Annotated in this window: 15 protein-coding genes; 7 read left to right on the top strand and 8 right to left on the bottom strand. The window is 60.9% G+C overall.

All coding sequences use genetic code 11. The features are described from left to right. Positions 1 to 140 precede the first annotated feature (140 nt). Both nosZ and HBO09_RS07475 read right to left on the bottom strand, forming a co-directional pair. Complete coding sequence (gene nosZ, locus HBO09_RS07480) at positions 141 to 2,063, bottom strand: TAT-dependent nitrous-oxide reductase (RefSeq protein WP_169998716.1); 1,923 nt, start codon at positions 2,061 to 2,063, stop codon at positions 141 to 143. A 38-nt stretch (positions 2,064 to 2,101) separates the two neighbouring features. Then, on the bottom strand, positions 2,102 to 4,282 hold the full coding sequence (locus tag HBO09_RS07475) for a NosR/NirI family protein (RefSeq protein ID WP_169998714.1): 2,181 nt from the start codon (positions 4,280 to 4,282) through the stop codon (positions 2,102 to 2,104). Between the two features lie 223 nt (positions 4,283 to 4,505). Between HBO09_RS07475 and HBO09_RS07470 the strand changes: the two genes are divergently transcribed. Then, positions 4,506 to 5,297, top strand: coding sequence for a MipA/OmpV family protein (locus tag HBO09_RS07470; RefSeq protein WP_169998712.1), 792 nt, complete (start codon positions 4,506 to 4,508; stop codon positions 5,295 to 5,297). A gap of 274 nt (positions 5,298 to 5,571) precedes the next feature. Here the strand turns inward: HBO09_RS07470 and HBO09_RS07465 are convergent, their stop codons facing one another. The 3 genes from HBO09_RS07465 to miaE form a co-directional block, all read right to left on the bottom strand. Beyond that, entirely contained in the window at positions 5,572 to 6,855 is a 1,284-nt protein-coding gene (locus HBO09_RS07465) for an ATP-binding protein (RefSeq protein ID WP_169998709.1), read from the bottom strand. 4 nt (positions 6,856 to 6,859) lie between these two features. Then, a complete protein-coding gene (locus HBO09_RS07460) occupies positions 6,860 to 7,567 on the bottom strand; it encodes a winged helix-turn-helix domain-containing protein (protein ID WP_169998707.1) in 708 nt (235 codons plus the stop codon). A 149-nt stretch (positions 7,568 to 7,716) separates the two neighbouring features. Beyond that, positions 7,717 to 8,319, bottom strand: coding sequence for a tRNA isopentenyl-2-thiomethyl-A-37 hydroxylase MiaE (miaE, locus tag HBO09_RS07455; RefSeq protein ID WP_029294839.1), 603 nt, complete (start codon positions 8,317 to 8,319; stop codon positions 7,717 to 7,719). Positions 8,320 to 8,476: 157 nt separating this feature from the next. Between miaE and HBO09_RS07450 the strand changes: the two genes are divergently transcribed. After that, positions 8,477 to 9,340: a universal stress protein gene (locus HBO09_RS07450; RefSeq protein WP_169998705.1), complete on the top strand. Its 864-nt coding sequence runs from the start codon at positions 8,477 to 8,479 to the stop codon at positions 9,338 to 9,340. 117 nt (positions 9,341 to 9,457) lie between these two features. Here the strand turns inward: HBO09_RS07450 and HBO09_RS07445 are convergent, their stop codons facing one another. Then, positions 9,458 to 9,928 carry a DUF1289 domain-containing protein gene (locus tag HBO09_RS07445; RefSeq protein WP_029294834.1) on the bottom strand — a complete coding sequence of 157 codons (471 nt, stop codon included), beginning with the start codon at positions 9,926 to 9,928 and terminating at the stop codon, positions 9,458 to 9,460. A 395-nt stretch (positions 9,929 to 10,323) separates the two neighbouring features. Here HBO09_RS07445 and acnB point away from each other — a divergent pair, with 395 nt between their 5' ends. Beyond that, the gene (acnB, locus tag HBO09_RS07440) at positions 10,324 to 12,933 is read left to right on the top strand and encodes a bifunctional aconitate hydratase 2/2-methylisocitrate dehydratase (RefSeq protein WP_169998726.1); all 2,610 of its coding nucleotides are present in this window, start codon (positions 10,324 to 10,326) and stop codon (positions 12,931 to 12,933) included. A gap of 400 nt (positions 12,934 to 13,333) precedes the next feature. Here the strand turns inward: acnB and HBO09_RS07435 are convergent, their stop codons facing one another. Continuing rightward, complete coding sequence (locus HBO09_RS07435; protein WP_169998704.1) at positions 13,334 to 14,611, bottom strand: HAAAP family serine/threonine permease; 1,278 nt, start codon at positions 14,609 to 14,611, stop codon at positions 13,334 to 13,336. Between the two features lie 305 nt (positions 14,612 to 14,916). On the opposite strand from HBO09_RS07435, the gene HBO09_RS07430 reads away from it, so the two are divergent. The 4 genes from HBO09_RS07430 (at position 14,917) to HBO09_RS07415 (ending at position 18,177) form a co-directional block, all read left to right on the top strand. Next, positions 14,917 to 15,126 carry a hypothetical protein gene (locus HBO09_RS07430; protein WP_169998701.1) on the top strand — a complete coding sequence of 70 codons (210 nt, stop codon included), beginning with the start codon at positions 14,917 to 14,919 and terminating at the stop codon, positions 15,124 to 15,126. Positions 15,127 to 15,242: 116 nt separating this feature from the next. Then, the gene (locus HBO09_RS07425) at positions 15,243 to 16,196 is read left to right on the top strand and encodes a 2-hydroxyacid dehydrogenase (protein ID WP_169998699.1); all 954 of its coding nucleotides are present in this window, start codon (positions 15,243 to 15,245) and stop codon (positions 16,194 to 16,196) included. A 129-nt stretch (positions 16,197 to 16,325) separates the two neighbouring features. Further along, positions 16,326 to 17,393: a phosphotransferase family protein gene (locus HBO09_RS07420; protein ID WP_169998696.1), complete on the top strand. Its 1,068-nt coding sequence runs from the start codon at positions 16,326 to 16,328 to the stop codon at positions 17,391 to 17,393. Positions 17,394 to 17,409: 16 nt separating this feature from the next. Beyond that, positions 17,410 to 18,177 (top strand): SDR family oxidoreductase, encoded by a 768-nt coding sequence (locus HBO09_RS07415; protein WP_104912158.1) that lies wholly within the window; start codon positions 17,410 to 17,412, stop codon positions 18,175 to 18,177. A gap of 199 nt (positions 18,178 to 18,376) precedes the next feature. Here the strand turns inward: HBO09_RS07415 and HBO09_RS07410 are convergent, their stop codons facing one another. Beyond that, complete coding sequence (locus HBO09_RS07410; RefSeq protein ID WP_169998695.1) at positions 18,377 to 20,131, bottom strand: hypothetical protein; 1,755 nt, start codon at positions 20,129 to 20,131, stop codon at positions 18,377 to 18,379. Positions 20,132 to 20,143: the final 12 nt, after the last annotated feature.

Below are 20,143 nucleotides of genomic sequence, written 5' to 3'. Positions count from 1 at the left end.
TTGCCCCGCGCTGGGCTGCGAAGCAGCCCCCAACAAGCCCGCTGCGGTTCTTCAGATAGGCCGCGGCCGCCGGGTTTGGGGCTGCTCCGCAGCCCAGCGCGGGCAAGCCCGCTCGCCACACTTTTGGTGGGTGCCCGCCGTTAAGCGCGCTCCACCAACATGCGCCCTACCATCTCCATATGCAGCGCATGGCAGAACCAGCTGCAGTAGTACCAATGCAGCCCCGGTTTGTCGGCGATGAAGGTGATGGAAGACGTTTGCTGCGGGCTGATTTCCATGCTCACGCCATGGTTGGTCATGACAAAGCCGTGGGTCACGTCCTCGATCTGGTCGATGTTGGTAATGGTCACCGTGACCTCATCGCCCTGCTTGACGGTAAATTCGGTGAGGCCGTAAGTCGGCGCCATGGAGGTCATGTACACCCGCACTTTCTTGCCGTCGCGGATCACCTTGTTATCGGTCTCCAGCTTGATGCCGTCCTTGGCGGCGATGGCCACGGTTTCGGCAAAGAACGGGTCGTTACGCTCCCAGATTTTCTTGGTCTTGATCTGGTCACGCCGCGCCATTACGCAGTCATGGGGTTCGGCGAAGGTCGGGCCGTCGTGGACCAGTTTCATTTCATCGCCCGAGATATCGATCAACTGATCGTTTTCCGGGTGCAACGGGCCGGTGGGCAGGAAGCGGTCCTTGGAGAACTTGCTGAGCACCACCAGCCATTGGCCGTCGGCATCCCGGGTTTCGGTCAACGACGCATGGTTGTGGCCCGGTTGGTAGTGCACATCGAGCTTCTGCTTGATGTAGTTGACCTTCTCGCCGCCATAGGCGCGGATGGCTTCGGCGATGTTCCACTTCACCACCTGACTGTCGATAAACAGCGTGGTATAGGCAAAACCCCGCCCATCGTAGGTGGTGTGCAACGGGCCCAGGCCCAGCTCCGGCTCGCCGACGACCACGCCGCGTGGGTCCTTGATCTTGTCGCTGAACAGGTCGTCGAGCTTGTCGATGGCGATGATGGTGCAGGTCGGCGACAGCTTGCCGTTGGCGATAAAGTACTTGCCGTCCGGCGAGGTGTTGCAGCCATGGGGGTTCTTCGGCACCGGGATATAGCGGGTGAATTCGCTGTCCTTGCCATCGTCGCCCTTGCGCCCGTCCACCACCGGCACCTTGACGCCGTCGAGGTTGATGAACTTGCCGGCCTTGATCGCCGCCTCGATGCGCGGGATGTTGAACACCACCACCCAGTCGCGCTCATTGCGCATCATGCCGCCCAGGTCGGAGGCCTTTTCCGAGTTGTAGCACGTGGCCGCCGCGTATTTACCGGTGTAGTCCATGTCGGCGTTGTCGAGGTTGCCGTCGACGATGACCTGGAAGGCCATTTCCATTTTTTCCGCATCGATAGCGTTGAACATGGTGAAGCTGTTTTTGTCTTGCAGGTCGAAGGTGTGGCCGTCATTGGGGTGCGGAATGATGAACTCGGCGTTGCAGAACACGTACTTGGTGTACGGCACCTTTTGCAGGCGCAGGCCGTGGATCGCCTGGGCGTTGGGCACGGTGACGATCTTGTCGCACTTCATGATGTCCAGGCGGATCCGCGCGACGCGGGTGTTGGCCTTGTCGTTGATAAACAGGTATTTGCCGTCGTAGCGGCCATCGGTGGTGGACAAGTGTGGGTGATGGCAATCACCATTCTGGTACTTGGCGCCCTCGCCGAGGATGCGCTTGCTCTCGTTGGTCAGGCCCCAGCCGGTGGCCGAATCGACGTTGAACACCGGGATGCGCATCAGCTCGCGCATCGACGGTACACCCAGCACGCGCACTTCGCCTTGGTGGCCGCCGCTCCAGAAACCGTAGTACTGGTCCAGCTCACCCGGGCCCACATGAATCTTCGACTTCGCTTCCTTGGCCGCCGCCGCAAAAGACTCGCGGGTGAACACCGTACCGCCAATGGCCGAGGCCCCTGCCAGCACCGCCCCAGTCACGGCGCCGGTGCCGAGGAAGCCACGCCGGCTCATGCCTTCAGGTTGCGCAGTGGCCCCGGTTTTTTTCGATTCGCTGTCGTTCATGATGTGCTCCAGATGGGAAAAGTGGGTGCCCAAGGCCGTCATTCAGGCACCGCCACCTGCACCACCGGGATCAATTGCCCAGGGGTGGGTGCGGCCTTGTTGCGTTTCTTGCGCTTGTTGATCAGTGGCGGGCATTTGTGGTCGTTGTGCCAGGTCATCTGGCAATCGAGGCAGTAGTGGCATTCATTGGCGTTGATATGGCCGTCGGGGTGGATCGCCTGGATCTCGCATTCCTTGGCGCACAACTGGCACGGATCGCCACATTCCTTGCGCCGTTTGAGCCAATCGAACAGGCGGAACTTGCTCGGGATTGCCAGCGCCGCGCCCAGCGGGCAGAGATAGCGGCAATAGACCTTGCGCGTGAAAATGTTGATTACCAGCAGCACCAAGGCATAGGCCACGAACCACCACTGGCGGTCGAAATGCAGGGTGATGGCGGTCTTGAACGGTTCCACTTCGGCAAACCGTTCGGCAGTGGCCATCGACTCCAGGGACAGGCCAAACAACCCCAGCAGGATCAGGTACTTGATCGCCCACAACCGCTCGTGCACGGCAAACGGCAGTTCGAACTGGCGCACCTTGAGCTTGCGCGCCACCTCGTTGATCAGCTCCTGCAACGCCCCGAATGGACATAGCCAGCCACAAAACACCCCACGCCCCCACAGCAGGATGCTGGCGGCGGTGAATACCCAGAGCATGAAGATCAGCGGGTCGGTGAGGAACAGCTCCCAGCGGAACTGCTGGAACAGCGCATGCACAAAGGTCAGCACATTGACCACCGACAACTGGCCTAGGGCGTACCAGCCGATAAACACCACGGTAAACAGCAGGTAACCGCGACGCACCCAGTGCAGCAAACGCGGGCGCCGGGCCAGGCTGTCCTGCATAAACAGAATCACCGTCAGCAGTACCAGGGCGGCGCCCAGCACCAGGACTTGCACCTGTTTCTGATACCAGATCGTCAGCCACATCGGCCGGTTGGCTTCGTCGATGGCGGCCTGTTCGGCGGCGGTCGGCAACGGGCGCTCCAGATACGCCTCGGGCATCTGGTAGGGCAATTCAAAGCTGGTGAAGGTGCCGCTGACCGGGCCGGTCTGGCGCCGCACCAACAACTCCAGGGTCCACGCTGAGCCTGGGTCGAACGCGGCCTGGGGGCGCACGATAAACACCGACATTTCCTCGAACTCGGGCATGCCCTCGGCGAATACCTCATACAGGCGCTGGTGGTCCATATCGCGGAAGCTGATGACGTTGCCGAACTGACGCAACTGCACCCGATCAAAAATCCCGCCGCGCACGTAGCCCGAGCCCTTGAACGAAAACAAGCCACGGCCCAGCACCACAATGGCCTGCTCGCCGGGCTTGAGGCCCTGCATCAGCACCCGGTATTGCGCCTCGCCCAACAGATTGCGACCGATGGTCGGCGCGTTGAGATCCGCCACATACAAGTCGATAAAGGTCTCGTCGGCCTGCCCCGGCCCCGCCACTTCCACACCTTCGGCCTCGGTGCCCTTGAAGGCATCGTCCACTTGGCCGCGTGTCAGGTGCAGGCGGCGCACTGCGCCATTGCCGGTCAATTGCGCCCAGTTGGCGGGCTCGAACAGATCAGGGCGCACCAGCGCGACTTTCTGCGCGGTGCTGGCCGTGTCCTCGATCAGCTTGAGCGACACCGCCACTTCATGGGCCGCACGCATGATCACTTCATTGACCACCATGGCCGTAACGGTGGCACCGGCCACCGCATCCACGGTCACCGCCTGGCTGTCGCTGGAGCGCCCCACCACCACCCGTTGCTTGACGTTGATCCCGCTGTAGCGCGCGGTGAAGTCATGCAACTTGGCCTCGGGAATGCCGATCAGCAGGATCGGCTCGTGGTGCTCCAGCACATAGGCATCACGGATCACCCCGGCCGGATCGAGGATCACCTGGGTGTTGATCGGTTTGCCGGAGTACGCCGGGATATCCACCACATCCAGGCTCTGGAACACGTAGCCGATCACCGCGCCGTTGGCCGACAGCGTGCGCACCTTGAACTTGCCTTCAGGGGCGGAAATAGCGTCTGTCTGGGGGAAAATCTTGTCGATGCGCTGCTGTTCAATAGCGCCGTAGGACTTGGCCTGGGCCGGGCCCACCAGACTGAACAATAAAACCAGAACAACCAACCAGGTGACGGGACTTGCCGCCAGGGTAGCGAGGGTCGAGGGCTTGGGGCGGTTCATGGGCTCACTGACTTCAACGGCCGGGATATGCAGCCGATGGTAGGTGGCAGGTAGCCATTGAGCCCTTGATTGAAATCAAGTCTGGGGGCGGTGCGGCGTTTGGGCGCTGGGCAGGCAGCCCAAGGGTTTAACAGTCTTTGACAGTTTTTCGACAAAGCTGTCAAAGACCCCTGCCCACGCCTTCCCTAGGATTCGAGCCTCCCATGGAACGACGAAGGCCATTATGCGTTCAAGAACGATCTACCTCGCTGCCACCTCTGTGTGCCTGCTCACCTGCACCCAACTGTCAGTCGCCACCGACTGGCAATACAGCCTGCAAGCCGGGGCGGCCAACCTGCCGCGCTACAGCGGCAGTAATGAACGGATGACCGCGCCATTGCTGGGCGCAAACGTCGTCAGCCCATGGGGGATTTTTCTCGATACCAACAAGGGGCTGGGCTGGGGTTATGAGGATGACCAGCTCAGTTTCAGCGCCTATGTCGGCGCCAGCACGGCGCGCAAGGACCAGAAGAAAAGCACCAGCCTGGGCTCTGACCGGCTCAAGGGCATGGGCGACATCAAGTCGCGGCCACAGTTTGGGGTGAGCGCCAGCTATACCCTGGGCAGCGCGATCCTGGGCGCGACCCTGGAACATGCCTTGGAGCAAGACGATAAAAAAGACAGCGGCAAGGCCTTCACCTCATTGGAGTTGAGCATCGGCACCAATCTGTATGACGGTGACTACGGCACCGTGGACGCCAGCCTCAACAGCCGCTTTGGCGATGGCAACTATGTGCAGACCTGGTATGGCGTGACGACCGGCCAAGCCCAGCGCAGCCGCTTTCGCGCATATGACGCCAAGGGTGGGATGGTCAGCCGGGGGTTGAACCTGGATTGGAGCGTGCCCCTAGGCGAGCACACCACATTCTCGACCTTGCTGGATGTGCAGTATTTGTCGGGTGATGCGGGCAAAAGCCCGATTGTGGAGCGCAGGATGCAGACTTCGGTGATGGGCGTGCTGAACTACACCTTCTGATGATTTGCCTGTGGTGAGCGGGCTGTTGTGGCAAGTGGGTGGCTGTGGAGACTGGGCTGTTGTGGAGAGCAGGCTGTTGTGGCGAGCGGGCTTGCCCCGCGCTGGGCTGCGAAGCAGCCCCAAACCCGGCCACCGCAGCATGTCTGAAGAAACGCGGCGGACTTATTGGGGCTGCTCCGCAGCCCAGCGCGGGGCAAGCCCGCTCGCCACAACAGCCCGCTCGCCACAACAGCTCACTTGCCACAACAGCCCGCTCGCCACTACAGGTACAAATCTACAGTTCGGTGTAGGCCCAAGTCATGCGGAACGACGCCCCGCCCCACTGCGAGTCCAGCACCTGCACCTGCCCGCCATGCCACTGGCTGACCCGCTGGACCAGCGCCAGGCCCAGGCCAAAGCCGCCGGTGCGGCGGTCGCGGCTGGCGTCCAGGCGCATAAACGGCTGGAAGATTTTCTCCCGGCCATCCTCAGGTACGCCGGGGCCGTCATCGCAGACGCGTACCTCATAGCCACTGCCGAATTTGACCAACGACACCTCTACCCGCCGCTCGGCGTAGCGAATGGCATTGCGCAGCAGGTTGATCACGGCGCGTGCCATGAACCGTGGCTCGATCTGAATGAACTCTACTTCACAGGTGCGCAGTGACAACTGCACGCCTTCAGCCTCGGCTTCCAGGGCGACGCTGCCGATCACACTGTCGAGCCAGCTTTGGGCCTCGATGTTCTCGCGGGTGACCTGTGTGGCGCCACGCTCAAGGCTGGCGTAGGTCAACAGCTCGGAAACCATGTCTTCCAACTCGCCGAGGTCGGCGTACATGTCGCCAATCAGTGCGCGGCTCTGGCGCGGGTCCGCTTCCTGCTTGAGCTGATCGAGCTCAAACGACAAGCGCGCAATCGGCGTGCGCAATTCATGGGACACCGCGTTGGTCAGCTCACGCTGGTTGGCGATCAAGTGCTCGATGCGTTCGGCCATCTGATTGAAGTGCCCAGCCAGCTCGCGCACGCTCGAGCGCCGTGGCAACAGGATGCGCGAACTCAGGTCATTGCTACCAAAGCGCTGGGCGGCCAGCCGAATATGTTCCAAGTCACGCCAGTGCGGGCGCACCCAGAAATACAGGACGATGGCCAGGCACAGGCCCAACAGGCTATAGGCCCACAGGTACAGCCAGCGTGGTTCCACCGGTAGCTTGATCTCAAGCAGTTGCGCGCCGCCGTCGATTTCGGTGATGAACTCCATGAAATCGCCGCGCACCACCAATTTGCCGTCAGCCAGCAACTGCTGCTCGCGGGGTTTGAGCCCGGCGCTGTCCCGGGCAATCAAGGCCAGGCGCAGGCCATAGTGCTGTTGTAGCTCGGCCAGGCGCGCCGCGCGGGCTGGGCCAGCGGGCAACGGGCGTAATTGCTCCACCAGGCCGTAGGCCGGGCCGCGCATGGCTTCACGGTTGTAGGTTTCGTTGGCTTCGGGCAGCAATTCGTCGAAGGTGTAGTTCACCAACCAGATCGCCCCCGCCAACCCCAGGGCCAGGATGATGTACAGACGCAGAAACAGGCGCAGCATCTGGCTAGACCTCCCAGGCAAACGGATTGAACAGGTAGCCCTTGCCCCAGATGGTCTTGATGCACACCGGCTCACGGGGGTTGTCGTTGAGTTTGTTGCGCAGCTTGCTGATATACACATCGACACTGCGGTTGAGCCCATCGAAGGCAATCCCGCGCATGCGGTTGAGGATATCGTCACGTGAGAGAATCTTGCCCGCGCTGCTGGCCAGCAACCACAACAGCTCGAACTCCATGGTGGTCAGGTCGATCTTCTCGTCACCCAGGCTCACGCCCCGGCAACTGCGGTCAATCGCCAGTTGGCCGAACGCCAAAGAACCGCGCACCGTCGGCTCCGGCAGATGGCGGCGCTGCAAGGCTCGAAGACGTGCCAGCAGTACCGGCGGCTTGATTGGTTTGATCACGTAGTCATCGGCGCCGGATTCCAGGCCGAGGATATGGTCCAGGTCATCCTCCTTGGCGGTCAGGATCACGATGGGCGTGTCGGACACATTGCGGATCTCGCGGCACACATGCAGGCCACTCTGGCCCGGCAGCATCAGGTCGAGCACGACGATCTTCGGTTTGAAGCTCAGGAACGCCGCCACGGCCTCATCGCCCCGGTGCACCACGCGCACTTCAAAGCCATGCTGTGACAGGAAATGCGCGATCAGCCCTGCCAGCTTCTCATCGTCCTCAACGAGCAGGACCTTGCCCAGACCCAAGTTTTCCATAAGTTTCCACTGCGCGCGCCGATTGAAGTGCGCGCATTATAGTGGGCAACCGCACTCCACAAGCGCATGCAAAGCCCCTTACTGCGGGGCTTCGACGCAAACTTCATGTTTTTAAGAGTTTTTTACAAATAGCCCGCAGTCTTTCACGATCAGGCCGGTACACCGCTGTGGAAACGGAACTCGACGTCCGGCGATTCGATCAACTCCTGCTCGGCGGCGCGCACCCGCTCGATCACCTGGGCAACGTCCTTGGCATCACCATACTGATAAGCCAGCTTCAGATAACCCTGAAAATGCCGCGCCTCGCTTTTCAGCAAACCAAAGTAGAACTTGCCGAGTTCTTCGTCCAAATGTGGCACCAGTGCTTCGAAACGCTCGCAACTGCGCGCTTCGATAAAAGCGCCCACCACCAGGGTGTCCACCAGCTTGACCGGTTCGTGACTGCGTACCACCTTGCGTAGACCCGAGGCGTAGCGGCTGGCATGCAGCTGACGCAGCTCGATCTTGCGCTTTTTCATCAGGCGCATGACCTGCTCGTGATGCACCAGCTCTTCGCGGGCCAGGCGCGACATCATGTTGATCAGGTCGACATGGGAGTGGTACTTGGCAATCAGGCTCAATGCGGTGCTGGCGGCCTTGAACTCGCAGTTCTTGTGGTCGATCAGCAGGGTTTCCTGGTCGGCCAGTGCGGCCTGGACCCAGGCGTCGGGGGTGCGGCAACCGAGGAATTCATGGATTTCGGGCAGGTTCATCGGGCTCACGGGCAAAGGATCACAAAAGGCCGCCGATTATACCGACCCCGCTGCAGACCACCAGTCACGGGCCTTGATGTGCATCAACATGCCGCACGCCGGGCAACAACTATAGTTGTTCCAAGTCCTGCCCTTTCTACCCTTGGAGATTCCGCTCATGAACGAAATTGGCAAAATCCTCGTGATCATCGAGCCCGAACACTCGGAGAGCCTGGCCCTCAAGCGCGCCAAGCTGATCGCCGAGGTGACCGATGCTCACCTGCATTTGCTGGTATGCGATAAAAAACATGAGCATTCGGCATTGTTGAGCTTGCTGAAGGAACAACTGTTGGCAGACGGCTATAAGGTCAGCACCGAACAGGCCTGGAGCAACAACCTGCATGAAACCATCATCAAGGTGCAGCAGGACGAGGGCTGCAAGCTGGTGATCAAGCAGCACTACCCCGACAGCCCGCTGAAAAAGGCCCTGCTGACGCCAGCGGACTGGAAGCTATTGCGCTACTGCCCTAGCGCAGTGTTGTTGGTCAAGACAGCCACCCCATGGACCGGCGGGGTGATCCTGGCGGCCATCGACGTGGGCAACCTCGATAACGAGCATAAAGCCCTGCACGCCGCCATTATCAATCATGGTTTTGACATTGCCCGCCTGGCCAAGGGCCCATTGCATGTGATCAGCGCCCATCCATCGCCCATGCTGTCGGCAGCCGATCCGGTGTTCCAACTCAAGGAAACCATCGAGGCCCGCTATCGCGAGCAGTGCAAGGCGTTCCAGGCCAAATTCGACATCGAAGACAGTCGTCTGCATATCGAAGAAGGCCCGGCCGATGTGCTGATTCCCCATGCTGCCCATAAACTGCGGGCGGCGGTCACAATCATCGGCACCGTGGCGCGCACCGGGATTTCCGGGGCGCTTATCGGCAATACGGCGGAAGTGGTGCTCGATGCGCTGGAGAGCGATGTGCTGGTGCTCAAGCCCCAAAGCATCATCGATCACCTGGAAGAGCTGGCCAGCCAGGAATAACCCACATCAAGAGTGTGGGAGCTGGCTTGCCTGCGATAGCGGTGGGTCAGCTGATACAGCTCTGTCTGAACGGACGCCATCGCGGGCAAGCCCGCTCCCACATTTTGATCGGTGGCGTCAGCCAGAAAGTGCATCCTTGAGGAAGCCGGGGGCGATGTAACGCTGGTAATGCGCCTCGGACAGGATAAAAAACTCCCGATCAATGGCATCGCGCAGTTCTGGCAGGTTCCAGTCGCGAAACTCCGGCATCAGCACCATGCCATAGGCTTCCAGGTTGTTGATCACCCGCGCACCCCGGGCGATCAACTGGTAGGCCCAGCAGTATTCGGACTGGTGCGGCACAAAGCGGATTTTGCGTTGCTCCAGCTGCCAACGCAGCTGTTTGGGGTCAAACACCTCCAGTTTGCCCGCCATGACCTGCACCAGCAGTTGCTCAAGCCGCAGCCATACGGCACGTTTTTCTTCCTCGCCATAGCCGTTCCACTGGATCACTTCGTGGTGGAAACGCTTGCAGCCGCGGCACACGAGATCGCCGTAAACCGTGGAGCACAGGCCGATGCAAGGGGTCTTGATGGTTTGGTTGGACATGGGTGGCAGCGCACAGATCAGCGAAACAGTGGCCCATGTTAGCCCTTTGTCTAAGGTTCATCACCCTGCAAACTTGCTGCGGCAACTTACCTTTAGAATTTTTTTGCCGTAGAATCATCCGGCCTTGTAAGGCGCCAAATAATCCGTTGGAAGCTGTTTTCAAAGCGTCACGAGCACAGTCGTTCCTTCAGAACGGTGTTGGCGCTGGTTGTTTACCCTTCAAATAACCAGCACCAACCCTCATCAGCTCCGTTCTGCAGGCGTAAAACTTTGAAAGCAGCTTCTGTGAGAAATGCCGGCAGCGCTGGCTCTACGGCCCAAAAAGCCCTCGAGCGCATGCGTGCCGTGCATGTCTGGATGAGCGTCCCGTGGGACCACTGATGAGGGTAATAACTGTGCTTGAAGCCTACCGCAAACATATCGAAGAGCGTGCAGCCCTGGGTATCGTTCCCCAGCCGCTAAACGCCGAACAAACCGCAGGCCTGGTCGAGCTGCTGAAAAATCCCCCGGCTGGCGAAGAAGAGTTCCTCGTTGACCTGATCACCAACCGCATTCCACCAGGCGTTGACGAAGCTGCCTACGTCAAGGCCGGTTTCCTGTCTGCCCTGGCCAAGGGCGAAGTTTCTTCTCCCCTGATCGACAAAAAACGCGCTGTTGAACTGCTCGGCACCATGCAAGGCGGCTACAACATCGTGACCCTGGTCGAACTGCTGGACGACGCCGAACTGGCCGCCGTTGCAGCCGCCCAGCTCAAGCACACCCTGCTGATGTTCGATGCTTTCCACGACGTCGCGGAAAAAGCCAAGAACGGCAACCAGCACGCCAAGGAAGTGATCCAGTCCTGGGCCGACGGCGAGTGGTTCAAGAACCGCCCGACCCTGGCCGACAAGATCAGCCTGCGCGTATTCAAGGTCACCGGCGAAACCAACACCGACGACCTGTCCCCTGCTCCCGATGCCTGGTCCCGTCCTGACATCCCGCTGCACGCCCTGGCCATGCTGAAAATGGCCCGTGAAGGCATCGTGCCGGACGAGCAAGGCAAGACCGGCCCGATGAAGCAGATCGAAGAAATGCGCGGCCAGGGTTTCCCGATCGCCTACGTCGGTGACGTGGTCGGTACCGGTTCTTCCCGTAAATCGGCGACCAACTCGGTGCTGTGGTTCTTCGGCGACGACGTCCCGTACGTGCCTAACAAGCGTGCTGGCGGCTTCTGCTTCGGCAGCAAGATCGCTCCAATCTTCTACAACACCATGGAAGATGCTGGCGCACTGCCAATCGAATTCGACGTCACCAACATGCACATGGGCGACGTGATCGACCTGTACCCGCATGCTGGCAAAGTCTGCAAACACGGCACCGATGAAGTCCTGACCACCTTCGAAATGAAGACCCCGGTCCTGTTGGACGAAGTCCGTGCCGGCGGCCGTATCCCGCTGATCATCGGCCGTGGCCTGACCGACAAGGCGCGCGCCGAGCTGGGTCTGGGCCCTACCGATCTGTTCAAGCTGCCTGAAGCACCTGTGGACACTGGCAAGGGTTTCACCCTGGCCCAGAAAATGGTCGGCAAGGCTTGCGGCCTGCCAGAAGGCAAAGGCGTTCGCCCAGGTACTTACTGCGAACCGAAGATGACCACCGTCGGCTCCCAGGACACCACCGGTCCAATGACCCGTGATGAACTCAAAGACCTTGCGTGCCTGGGCTTCTCCACCGATCTGGTGATGCAGTCCTTCTGCCACACCGCGGCCTATCCAAAGCCGATCGACGTGACCACCCACCACACCCTGCCTGACTTCATCATGACCCGTGGCGGTGTATCGCTGCGTCCAGGCGACGGCATCATCCACAGCTGGCTGAACCGCATGCTGCTGCCGGACACCGTGGGTACCGGTGGTGACTCCCACACCCGTTTCCCGATGGGCATCTCGTTCCCGGCCGGTTCTGGCCTGGTCGCGTTCGCCGCAGCCACTGGCGTAATGCCACTGGACATGCCGGAATCGATCCTGGTGCGTTTCAAAGGCAAAATGAAACCTGGCATCACCCTGCGTGACCTGGTTCATGCCATCCCTTACTACGCGATCCAGTCCGGCCTGCTGACCGTTGAGAAGAAAGGCAAGAAAAACGCCTTCTCGGGTCGCATCCTGGAAATCGAAGGCCTGAACGACCTGACGCTGGAGCAGGCTTTCGAGCTGTCCGACGCCTCGGCCGAACGTTCGGCTGCCGGTTGCACCATCAAGCTGTCGAAAGACTCCGTCACCGAGTACCTGAACTCCAACATCACCCTGCTGCGCTGGATGATCGGTGAAGGCTACGGTGATGCGCGCACCCTGGAACGTCGTGCCCAAGCGATGGAAGCCTGGGTTGCCAACCCTGAGCTGATGGAAGCCGATGCCGACGCCGAATACGCCGAAATCATCGAGATCGACCTGGCCGAAATCAACGAGCCAATCCTCTGCGCGCCAAACGACCCGGACGACGCCCGTCTGCTGTCCAGCGTAGCTGGCGAGAAGATCGACGAAGTGTTCATCGGTTCGTGCATGACCAACATCGGTCACTTCCGCGCTGCCGGTAAGTTGCTGGAGCAGGTCAAGGGTCAGCTGCCAACCCGTCTGTGGCTGTCGCCGCCGACCAAGATGGACGCTCACCAACTGACCGAAGAAGGCTACTACGGCATCTACGGCAAGGCTGGCGCGCGCATGGAAATGCCGGGCTGCTCGCTGTGCATGGGTAACCAGGCACGTGTTGAGCCTAACTCCACTGTAGTGTCGACTTCGACCCGTAACTTCCCGAACCGTCTGGGTGATGGCGCCAACGTCTACCTGGCTTCGGCTGAGCTGGCGGCAGTCGCTTCCACCCTGGGTCGCCTGCCGACCGTCGAAGAGTACATGGGCTACGCGGCGAAACTGGACACCATGGCCAGTGATGTCTACCGCTACCTGAACTTCGACCAGATCGCCGAGTTCCGTAAAATCGCTGCAAGTGCCAACATTCCGGTGGTTCAAGCCTAAGGTCTGCTGACATAAAAAACGCCGCGTATCGCAAGGTACGCGGCGTTTTTTTATGCCTGGAGAAATGTGGGGCCTGTTGTGGCCTCATCGCGGCATCGGTATCTACACAACTTTGCCGCAGCGCCTAAATCCAGGCAGATAGCGCAGTTGTGGCGAGCGGGCTTGCCCCGCGCTGGGCTGCGAAGCAGCCCTAAACCCGGCCATCGCGGTTTATCTGAATAAACGCGGGGGGCTTTTTGGGGCTGCTTCGCAGCCCAGCGCGGGCGATGCGGCGTTCCGACAAGCCCGCTCGCCACGGGGGAGTTCGTCAGTTTCTGAAAGTTGTGTAGATACCGATGCTTATCGCGGGCAAGCCCGCTCCCACACAAAACCACCTTTTAGCGCTGTACAACCTTGAGGCTTAGCTCAACAGGGAGTACACCACCGCCGTGATCGCTACCAAACCTACCGCCGTGACAAACACATTGGACGCCTGCCCACGGTATTTGGCCATGGCCGGCACCTTGCGAATCGCGTACATCGGCATCAGGAACAGGATCGAGGCGATGATCGGCCCACCCAGGGCCTCGATCATTCCCAGGATGCTTGGGTTCAAGGTGGCCACGATCCAGCACACCACCAGCATGAAGCCTGCTGTCATGCGGTCCAGGGCCTTGGCACCCGGGCGGCGGCCGCTCTTGACGATCAGGCCCTTGAGGCCTTCGCTGGCGCCGATGTAGTGGCCCAGGAACGACTTGGCAATCGCCACGAACGCAATCAATGGCGCAGCAAAGGCGATGGTCGGGTTATCGAAGTGGTTGGCCAGGTAGGACAGGATCGACAGGTTCTGCGCCTTGGCTTCGGCCAGTTGGCTTGGCGACAAGGTCAGCACGCAGCTGAACACGAAGAACAGCACCATCGCCACCATCAACAGGTGGGCGCGGGACAGGATCTGCGAGCTGCGCTCTTCGGCGTGGGCGCCGTACTGGCGTTTCTGGTCAACGGCGAAAGCCGAGATGATCGGCGAGTGGTTGAACGAGAACACCATCACCGGAATCGCCAGCCACAGCGTGTGCAGCAGCGCCGACGGTGCCGGCACAGTGCTGGCGGTGCTGAGGATGCCGCCGTTCCAGTGCGGCACCAGATACACCGCCAGAAACAGCAAGGCGACAATAAACGGATACACCATCAGGCTCATGGCCTTGACGATTACCTGTTCGCCGCAACGCACCACGCCCAGCAGGCCCAGGATCAGCACAAACGACAACAGCGCCCGGGGCGGCGGCTCAATGTGCAGTTGGTGCGACATGAAGCTGCCCACCGTATTGGTCAACGCCACGCTGTAGATCAGCAGGATCGGGAAGATCGCAAAGAAGTACAGCAAGGTGATCAATGCACCGGCCTTGATGCCGAAGTGCTCTTCGACCACCTCGGTGATGTCCGAGCCCGCACGCCCCGACAAGACAAAACGGGTCAAGCCACGGTGCGCGTAGTAGGTCATGGGGAACGCCAGCAGCGCGAGGATCAGCAACGGCCAGAAGCCGCCCAGGCCTGCGTTGATGGGCAGAAACAAAGTACCGGCGCCAATCGCCGTGCCGAACAGGCCAAGCATCCAGGTCGTGTCCTGGCGGCTCCAGCCCGTGAGGGTTACAGGTGTCGTTGCGTAGCGTTCATCGACGCTATTGGCCTGATCATTCATCCGCTCGGTTCTCCGCTTTCATACGATCGCGGCGAGTCAGAAAAACCTGACAGGCAGCGCCACGACCGTAACAGGGGCGCGATTGTCCGGGATTCGCCTGCATAAGCAAAGACTTAGCTGACGAATGCAGCCCAGCCGAGGCCTGCCGGGCGCAACTGATCCGAGGTGGTTATATTGCAAGAGTTATTCAGGCGGGAACGTTTGCGGAGCATCCACCACCCACAGGATGCATCGCAGTGCCCGCGCCCCGCGAGGTAACGCGGGCGCGTGGATTCTACTGACCCTTTGTACCTGGAGTGCAAACCATGACCGCAGTACTGCCCAATATTTACTCGACCTTCTTCAATGCCGGCCTGGTGGTGGACAGCGTCTCGCAACACATCGAGGCTCAAATCAACCAGAACAACGCCCCCGCGCCCACGCAGCCCGAACTGCCGAGTTTCCCGTTCAATGGCACCGAGTACCGGGCGCGACCGTCCAACCCCACGCTGATTCCCACCCCGCGCATCGGTTAAGCCTGCGTAAACAGCGCCGGGCATCTGGTCCGGCGCTTTTTCTGCCTCGCGGCGCCGACGTCGCAGCTAAAATGTGCATACTCTCTTCCATCAAAGCCCTCTGGAAGAGCCCTCCCATGCCCGTTACCGTTCTGGTCCTGGTCGAAACCATCAACGACTACCTGTCGATCATCGAAAGCAACGACTTGCATGTCATCCTCGCCCCTACCCCAACCGAACGCAGACAAGCAATCGAAACCCATGGCGGGCAGATCCAGGCGGTCCTGACCCGTGGCCCGCTGGGCCTGCATGCCGAGGAAATCGCCGCGCTGCCGTTGCTGGAAATCATCTGCGTGATCGGCGCAGGCTACGAACAGGTTGACCTGCAGGCCGCCAGCAATCGTGGGATCGTGGTGACCAACGGGGCCGGGGTCAATGCGCCGTCGGTGGCGGATCACGCCATGGCGCTGTTGCTTTCGTTGGTACGGGACATTCCACGGGCCGACGCGGCGGTACGGCGCAGTGAATGGCCGAAGGTCATGCGCCCCTCACTTTCGGGCAAGCACCTGGGGATCCTGGGGCTCGGCGCGGTGGGCATGGCGATCGCCAAGCGCGCGGCCCTGGGTTTCGACATGCAGATCAGCTACCACAGCCGCCAGCCCCGCAGCGATGTGGACTACACCTACTGCGCCACGCCGGTGGAGTTGGCACGTACGTCGGACTTCCTGATCATCGCCACGCCTGGTGGCCCCGGCACCCGCCACCTGATCGACCGCCAGGCCCTGGATGCCCTTGGCCCCAATGGCTTTCTGGTCAACATCGCCCGTGGCAGCGTGATCGTCACCGCCGACCTGATCAGCGCCCTCGAACTGCGGCGCATCGGCGGTGCGGCGCTGGATGTGTTCGACGATGAGCCCAACGTACCCGACGCCCTCAAGCGCCTCAACAATACCGTGCTCACCCCGCACGTGGCCGGGCTGTCGCCGGAAGCGGCCCATGACACCGTGCAACGGGTGGCGGACAACCTGCTGGAGTACTTCGCCGGGCGCCCGGTACTCACGCCAGTCGCCTTGCCGCCGCCCGAAAAGTGACCGATCAGGCACGCTGATTATCATCCAACACGCTAACCTATTAAGCCGTGCCAGCCTTGTGGCGGGTCGGCTGTGCGCATTAGATTAGCCAATAGTCCAAGGCCTCAAGAATAAGCAGAAGGGATAAGCATGGCGCTCAATGACCAATCCACCCAGATTCGCCCTGGCGAAGAACTGGATGCCAGCCTCATCGACCCCTACCTCAAGGCCCATATCCCTGGCTTGAGCGGCAGCGCCACCATCAGCCAGTTTCCTGGTGGCGCGTCCAACCTGACCTACCTGTTGGAGTACCCCGGCCAGGAGTTCGTCCTGCGCCGCCCGCCCTTTGGCCACAAGGCCAAGTCTGCCCATGACATGGGCCGCGAATTCCGCATCCTCAATCAACTCAAGGACGGCTTCCCCTACTGCCCCAAGGCCTACCTGCACTGCACTGACGAATCAGTGATCGGTGCCGAGTTCTATGTGATGGAGCGGGTCAAGGGCATCATCCTGCGCTCGGACCTGCCGCCGGAACTGGGCCTGGACGCCGGGCGCACCGAAGCCCTGTGCAAAAGCTTCATCGACAAGTTCGTCGAACTGCACCAAGTGGACTACCACGCCTGCGGCCTGGCCGACCTGGGCAAGCCCGAAGGTTACGTGGCACGCCAGATCAGCGGGTGGAGCGATCGCTACGAAAAAGCCCTGACCCCCGACGCCCCGAAATGGGAAGCCGTGCGCGCCTGGCTCAACGACAAGATGCCGGCCGATCACCCGACTTCCAGCATCGTGCATAACGACTACCGTTTCGACAACGTGATCCTCGACCCCAACAACCCGATGCAGATCATCGGCGTGCTGGATTGGGAACTGACCACCCTCGGCGATCCGCTGATGGACCTGGGCAACAGCCTCGCCTACTGGATCGAAGCCGCCGACCCAGGGCCTGTGCAGCTGATGCGCCGCCAGCCGAGCAACGCGCCCGGCATGCTCACCCGCCGCCAGTTTGTCGATTACTACGCCGAGCGCTCAGGCATCCAGATCGACAATTTCGATTTCTACTACACCTACGGTCTGTTTCGCCTGGCCGGCATCGTGCAACAGATCTACTACCGCTTCTTCCATGGCCAGACCCAGGACAAACGCTTTGCGCAGTTCATCCAGATGAACAAGCTGCTGGAGCAGATGAGCCTGAACGTGATCAACAAATCCACCCTTTGACCGACAAGGAACCACCATGTCCAAGACCCACCTGTTCGACCTCGACGGCAAGATCGCGTTTGTCTCCGGCGCCAGCCGTGGCATCGGTGAGGCCATTGCCAAGTTGCTGGCCCAGCAAGGCGCCCATGTGATTGTGTCGAGCCGCAAGATCGATGGCTGCCAACACGTGGCCGACGCGATCATCGCCGCCGGTGGCAAAGCCACGGCCATTGCTTGCCATATCGGCGAGATGGAGCAGATCACCCAGGTGTTTGCCGGGATCCGCGAGCAGTTCGGGCGCCTGGACATCCTGGTCAACAATGCCGCGACCAACCCGCAGTTCTGCAACGTGCTGGACACTGACCTGGGGGCCTTCCAGAAAACCGTCGACGTGAACATTCGCGGCTACTTCTTCATGTCAGTGGAAGCCGGCAAGCTGATGCGTGAAAACGGTGGTGGCAGCATCATCAACGTGGCCTCGATCAACGGCATTTCTCCCGGGCATTTCCAGGGGATCTACTCGGTGACCAAGGCCGCCGTGATCAATATGACCAAGGTCTTCGCCAAGGAATGTGCGCAATTCGGCATTCGCTGCAACGCCCTGCTGCCGGGCCTGACCGACACCAAATTTGCCTCGGCACTGGTCAAGAACGAATCGATCCTCAACATGGCCCTGGCGCAGATCCCGCTCAAACGCGTAGCCGACCCAAGCGAAATGGCCGGCGCCGTGCTCTACCTGGCCAGCGACGCCTCGACCTACACCACCGGTGTGTCGCTGAATGTCGATGGCGGCTTCCTGTCCTGACACCCGCGGCTCGTGCGACGAGGTGGAGCTTATGTGGCTAGGGGGCTTGTCCCCCGCTGGGCTGCGCAGCAGCCCCAGTAAGCCCCCTGAGTTCTATCTGATACACCGAGGCAGCAGGTTTTGGGGCTGCTGCGCAGCCCAGCGGGGGACAAGCCCCCTCGCCACAACAACCGCAGCTTCCCCCCCCAGCCACACCCCCTCAGCGCACCGGGCTCATATCAATCTTGAACAAATATTGAGTGCCATTGGATGTCGTGGCGCCGACCAGCTTGAATAACCGTTGATTGCTCAGCGCCTGTCTGACGGCAACCCCTGCCTGTGACTTCGCGACGTCGGAATGGGCGAGCACCGCTTCTACCCAGCGGTCCTCCATCTGCCAGTACCCACCCCTCATCGCCATACTGACAGGGGACAAACGGTCCGGGTTGCCCGGTGGACTATGTTTGGCTTCCAGCAGATAAACCGCCCCCGTCGGCCCCGTGAATACCAGGTCAAAACCGTACTGCCCCCGACCATAGTTGCCTCCTGAAAGAATCTGGTAGCCATCGTCGACCAACATCTGCTGGTACATCAGCTCATTGGCCTTTCCACGCGGTCCCGTAGCTTGGATACTCAGGGCACTCCACTGCTCGAATAACCTTTGATGGGCATCACTTCGTTGACGCCTGGGGTAGTGCAGTTGGTCGTGGCGGCTGACGATCTGGAGATTGAAACTACCACCCTCGCGCGCGCTGACCGTGGCCATGCCCTGCAACGGGTCGAACTGCGCAATGCCCACCGGCAAGGCCCGGCCATCGGCCTGGGCGCTGATGGCCTGTCGCAGGCGATCATAGGGATAACCATGGCGCCAGATATGCTCGTCAATCAGACGATCCCGATCCCGCACCGACGCCTCGCGTATGGCCCGGGTATCAAATCCGATCAGTTGCCGCGCGTATTGCTGCATATAGCGGTAGGTGTGTTTGTCCATGGTCGACATCAGCCCCTGGCTCATGTCGCTGCTGACTCCGGTGTAGCCCAACACCCTGCGCGCATCCGCAATAATGTCGCCGATCTCGCGCAATCGAAGCTCCGGCACCCATGAGCTCAAATGGCCGCCGGTATCCAGATAAATCGGCTCAACCCCGTTGCCGAACAGCCGCCATTTATTGCGCACCGTATCGACCTCCACACGGCTGGTGACACCACCGATAGGCAGATAGGTCAATGGCGCCATGCCCAGCCGGAAGATGCCGTCTTCGGCCACTGAACCCTGGTTGCGCAAGCGACCGTTGGCGTCGCGTTGCAGGATATGACTGTGCTGGCTCTTGTAGGCCTTCAAGACGAACCGCATATCGACGTAGTAACGCTGGCCTTCCACCACAAAGTCGTGCATTCCTGGCATAGGCAACGGCGGCACGCCGCGCGCCTGGCTGACGTCATACCGCTGCAGATCCCACACTGGATCCAGGCGCCCTCTGACAGTGACCGGGACCGATATCGCCTGCGGGACAGGCGCCGCAGCGCCACTCCTCGTCCAGGTTGAAGTGCCCGCCACCCGCTGCAGCGGCGCACCCGTGGCGGCCAATTGATGGGGGGCGCGCTCGCGGAACTCACCGGTGGCCGGGTCGCGAACGGCCAGCACCGTCTCGCGGGTGACCAGCTCAAGATAGGTCCGACCGTTGTGGCTCAGCACGCCATCGGCGCTCGGCGCGGACAGCTGAGCCCCGGGGACCAGTACGGCCATTGGCGGCATCGGGCCCGGCACATCCAGGTCACTGATCTGCGGTACGGTAAACGAGGCATCGGAGCCCCACGTCGGCAGGCGGCTCGCCCGATGTTCGGCCTGGGGCGTGCGGCCCAGGGGGCCGAAATCCCTGACCAGGCCGGCATCGATCCCCGCCTCGACGCGAGTCGCCAGCCCATCGGCCAGCCTCGATGGCCCAGGCCTGGGGGAATGAGGTGTCTGTTGCATAGAAATCCTTTT

It is taken from the genome of Pseudomonas sp. WS 5027 (assembly GCF_012985695.1).
In the GTDB taxonomy this organism is placed as follows: domain Bacteria; phylum Pseudomonadota; class Gammaproteobacteria; order Pseudomonadales; family Pseudomonadaceae; genus Aquipseudomonas; species Aquipseudomonas hygromyciniae.
Note: the sequence above shows the minus strand (reverse complement) of the source record. Positions and strands in the feature narration are given on the sequence as shown.

What these genes read in the sequence shown, in the direction of transcription:
- nosZ (WP_169998716.1), bottom strand. Translation starts at nt 2,063, where the DNA reads ATGAACGACAGCGAATCGAAAAAAACCGGGGCCACTGCGCAACCTGAA.
- HBO09_RS07475 (WP_169998714.1), bottom strand. Translation starts at nt 4,282, where the DNA reads ATGAACCGCCCCAAGCCCTCGACCCTCGCTACCCTGGCGGCAAGTCCC.
- HBO09_RS07470 (WP_169998712.1), top strand. Translation starts at nt 4,506, where the DNA reads ATGCGTTCAAGAACGATCTACCTCGCTGCCACCTCTGTGTGCCTGCTC.
- HBO09_RS07465 (WP_169998709.1), bottom strand. Translation starts at nt 6,855, where the DNA reads ATGCTGCGCCTGTTTCTGCGTCTGTACATCATCCTGGCCCTGGGGTTG.
- HBO09_RS07460 (WP_169998707.1), bottom strand. Translation starts at nt 7,567, where the DNA reads ATGGAAAACTTGGGTCTGGGCAAGGTCCTGCTCGTTGAGGACGATGAG.
- miaE (WP_029294839.1), bottom strand. Translation starts at nt 8,319, where the DNA reads ATGAACCTGCCCGAAATCCATGAATTCCTCGGTTGCCGCACCCCCGAC.
- HBO09_RS07450 (WP_169998705.1), top strand. Translation starts at nt 8,477, where the DNA reads ATGAACGAAATTGGCAAAATCCTCGTGATCATCGAGCCCGAACACTCG.
- HBO09_RS07445 (WP_029294834.1), bottom strand. Translation starts at nt 9,928, where the DNA reads ATGTCCAACCAAACCATCAAGACCCCTTGCATCGGCCTGTGCTCCACG.
- HBO09_RS07435 (WP_169998704.1), bottom strand. Translation starts at nt 14,611, where the DNA reads ATGAATGATCAGGCCAATAGCGTCGATGAACGCTACGCAACGACACCT.
- HBO09_RS07430 (WP_169998701.1), top strand. Translation starts at nt 14,917, where the DNA reads ATGACCGCAGTACTGCCCAATATTTACTCGACCTTCTTCAATGCCGGC.
- HBO09_RS07425 (WP_169998699.1), top strand. Translation starts at nt 15,243, where the DNA reads ATGCCCGTTACCGTTCTGGTCCTGGTCGAAACCATCAACGACTACCTG.
- HBO09_RS07420 (WP_169998696.1), top strand. Translation starts at nt 16,326, where the DNA reads ATGGCGCTCAATGACCAATCCACCCAGATTCGCCCTGGCGAAGAACTG.
- HBO09_RS07415 (WP_104912158.1), top strand. Translation starts at nt 17,410, where the DNA reads ATGTCCAAGACCCACCTGTTCGACCTCGACGGCAAGATCGCGTTTGTC.
- HBO09_RS07410 (WP_169998695.1), bottom strand. Translation starts at nt 20,131, where the DNA reads ATGCAACAGACACCTCATTCCCCCAGGCCTGGGCCATCGAGGCTGGCC.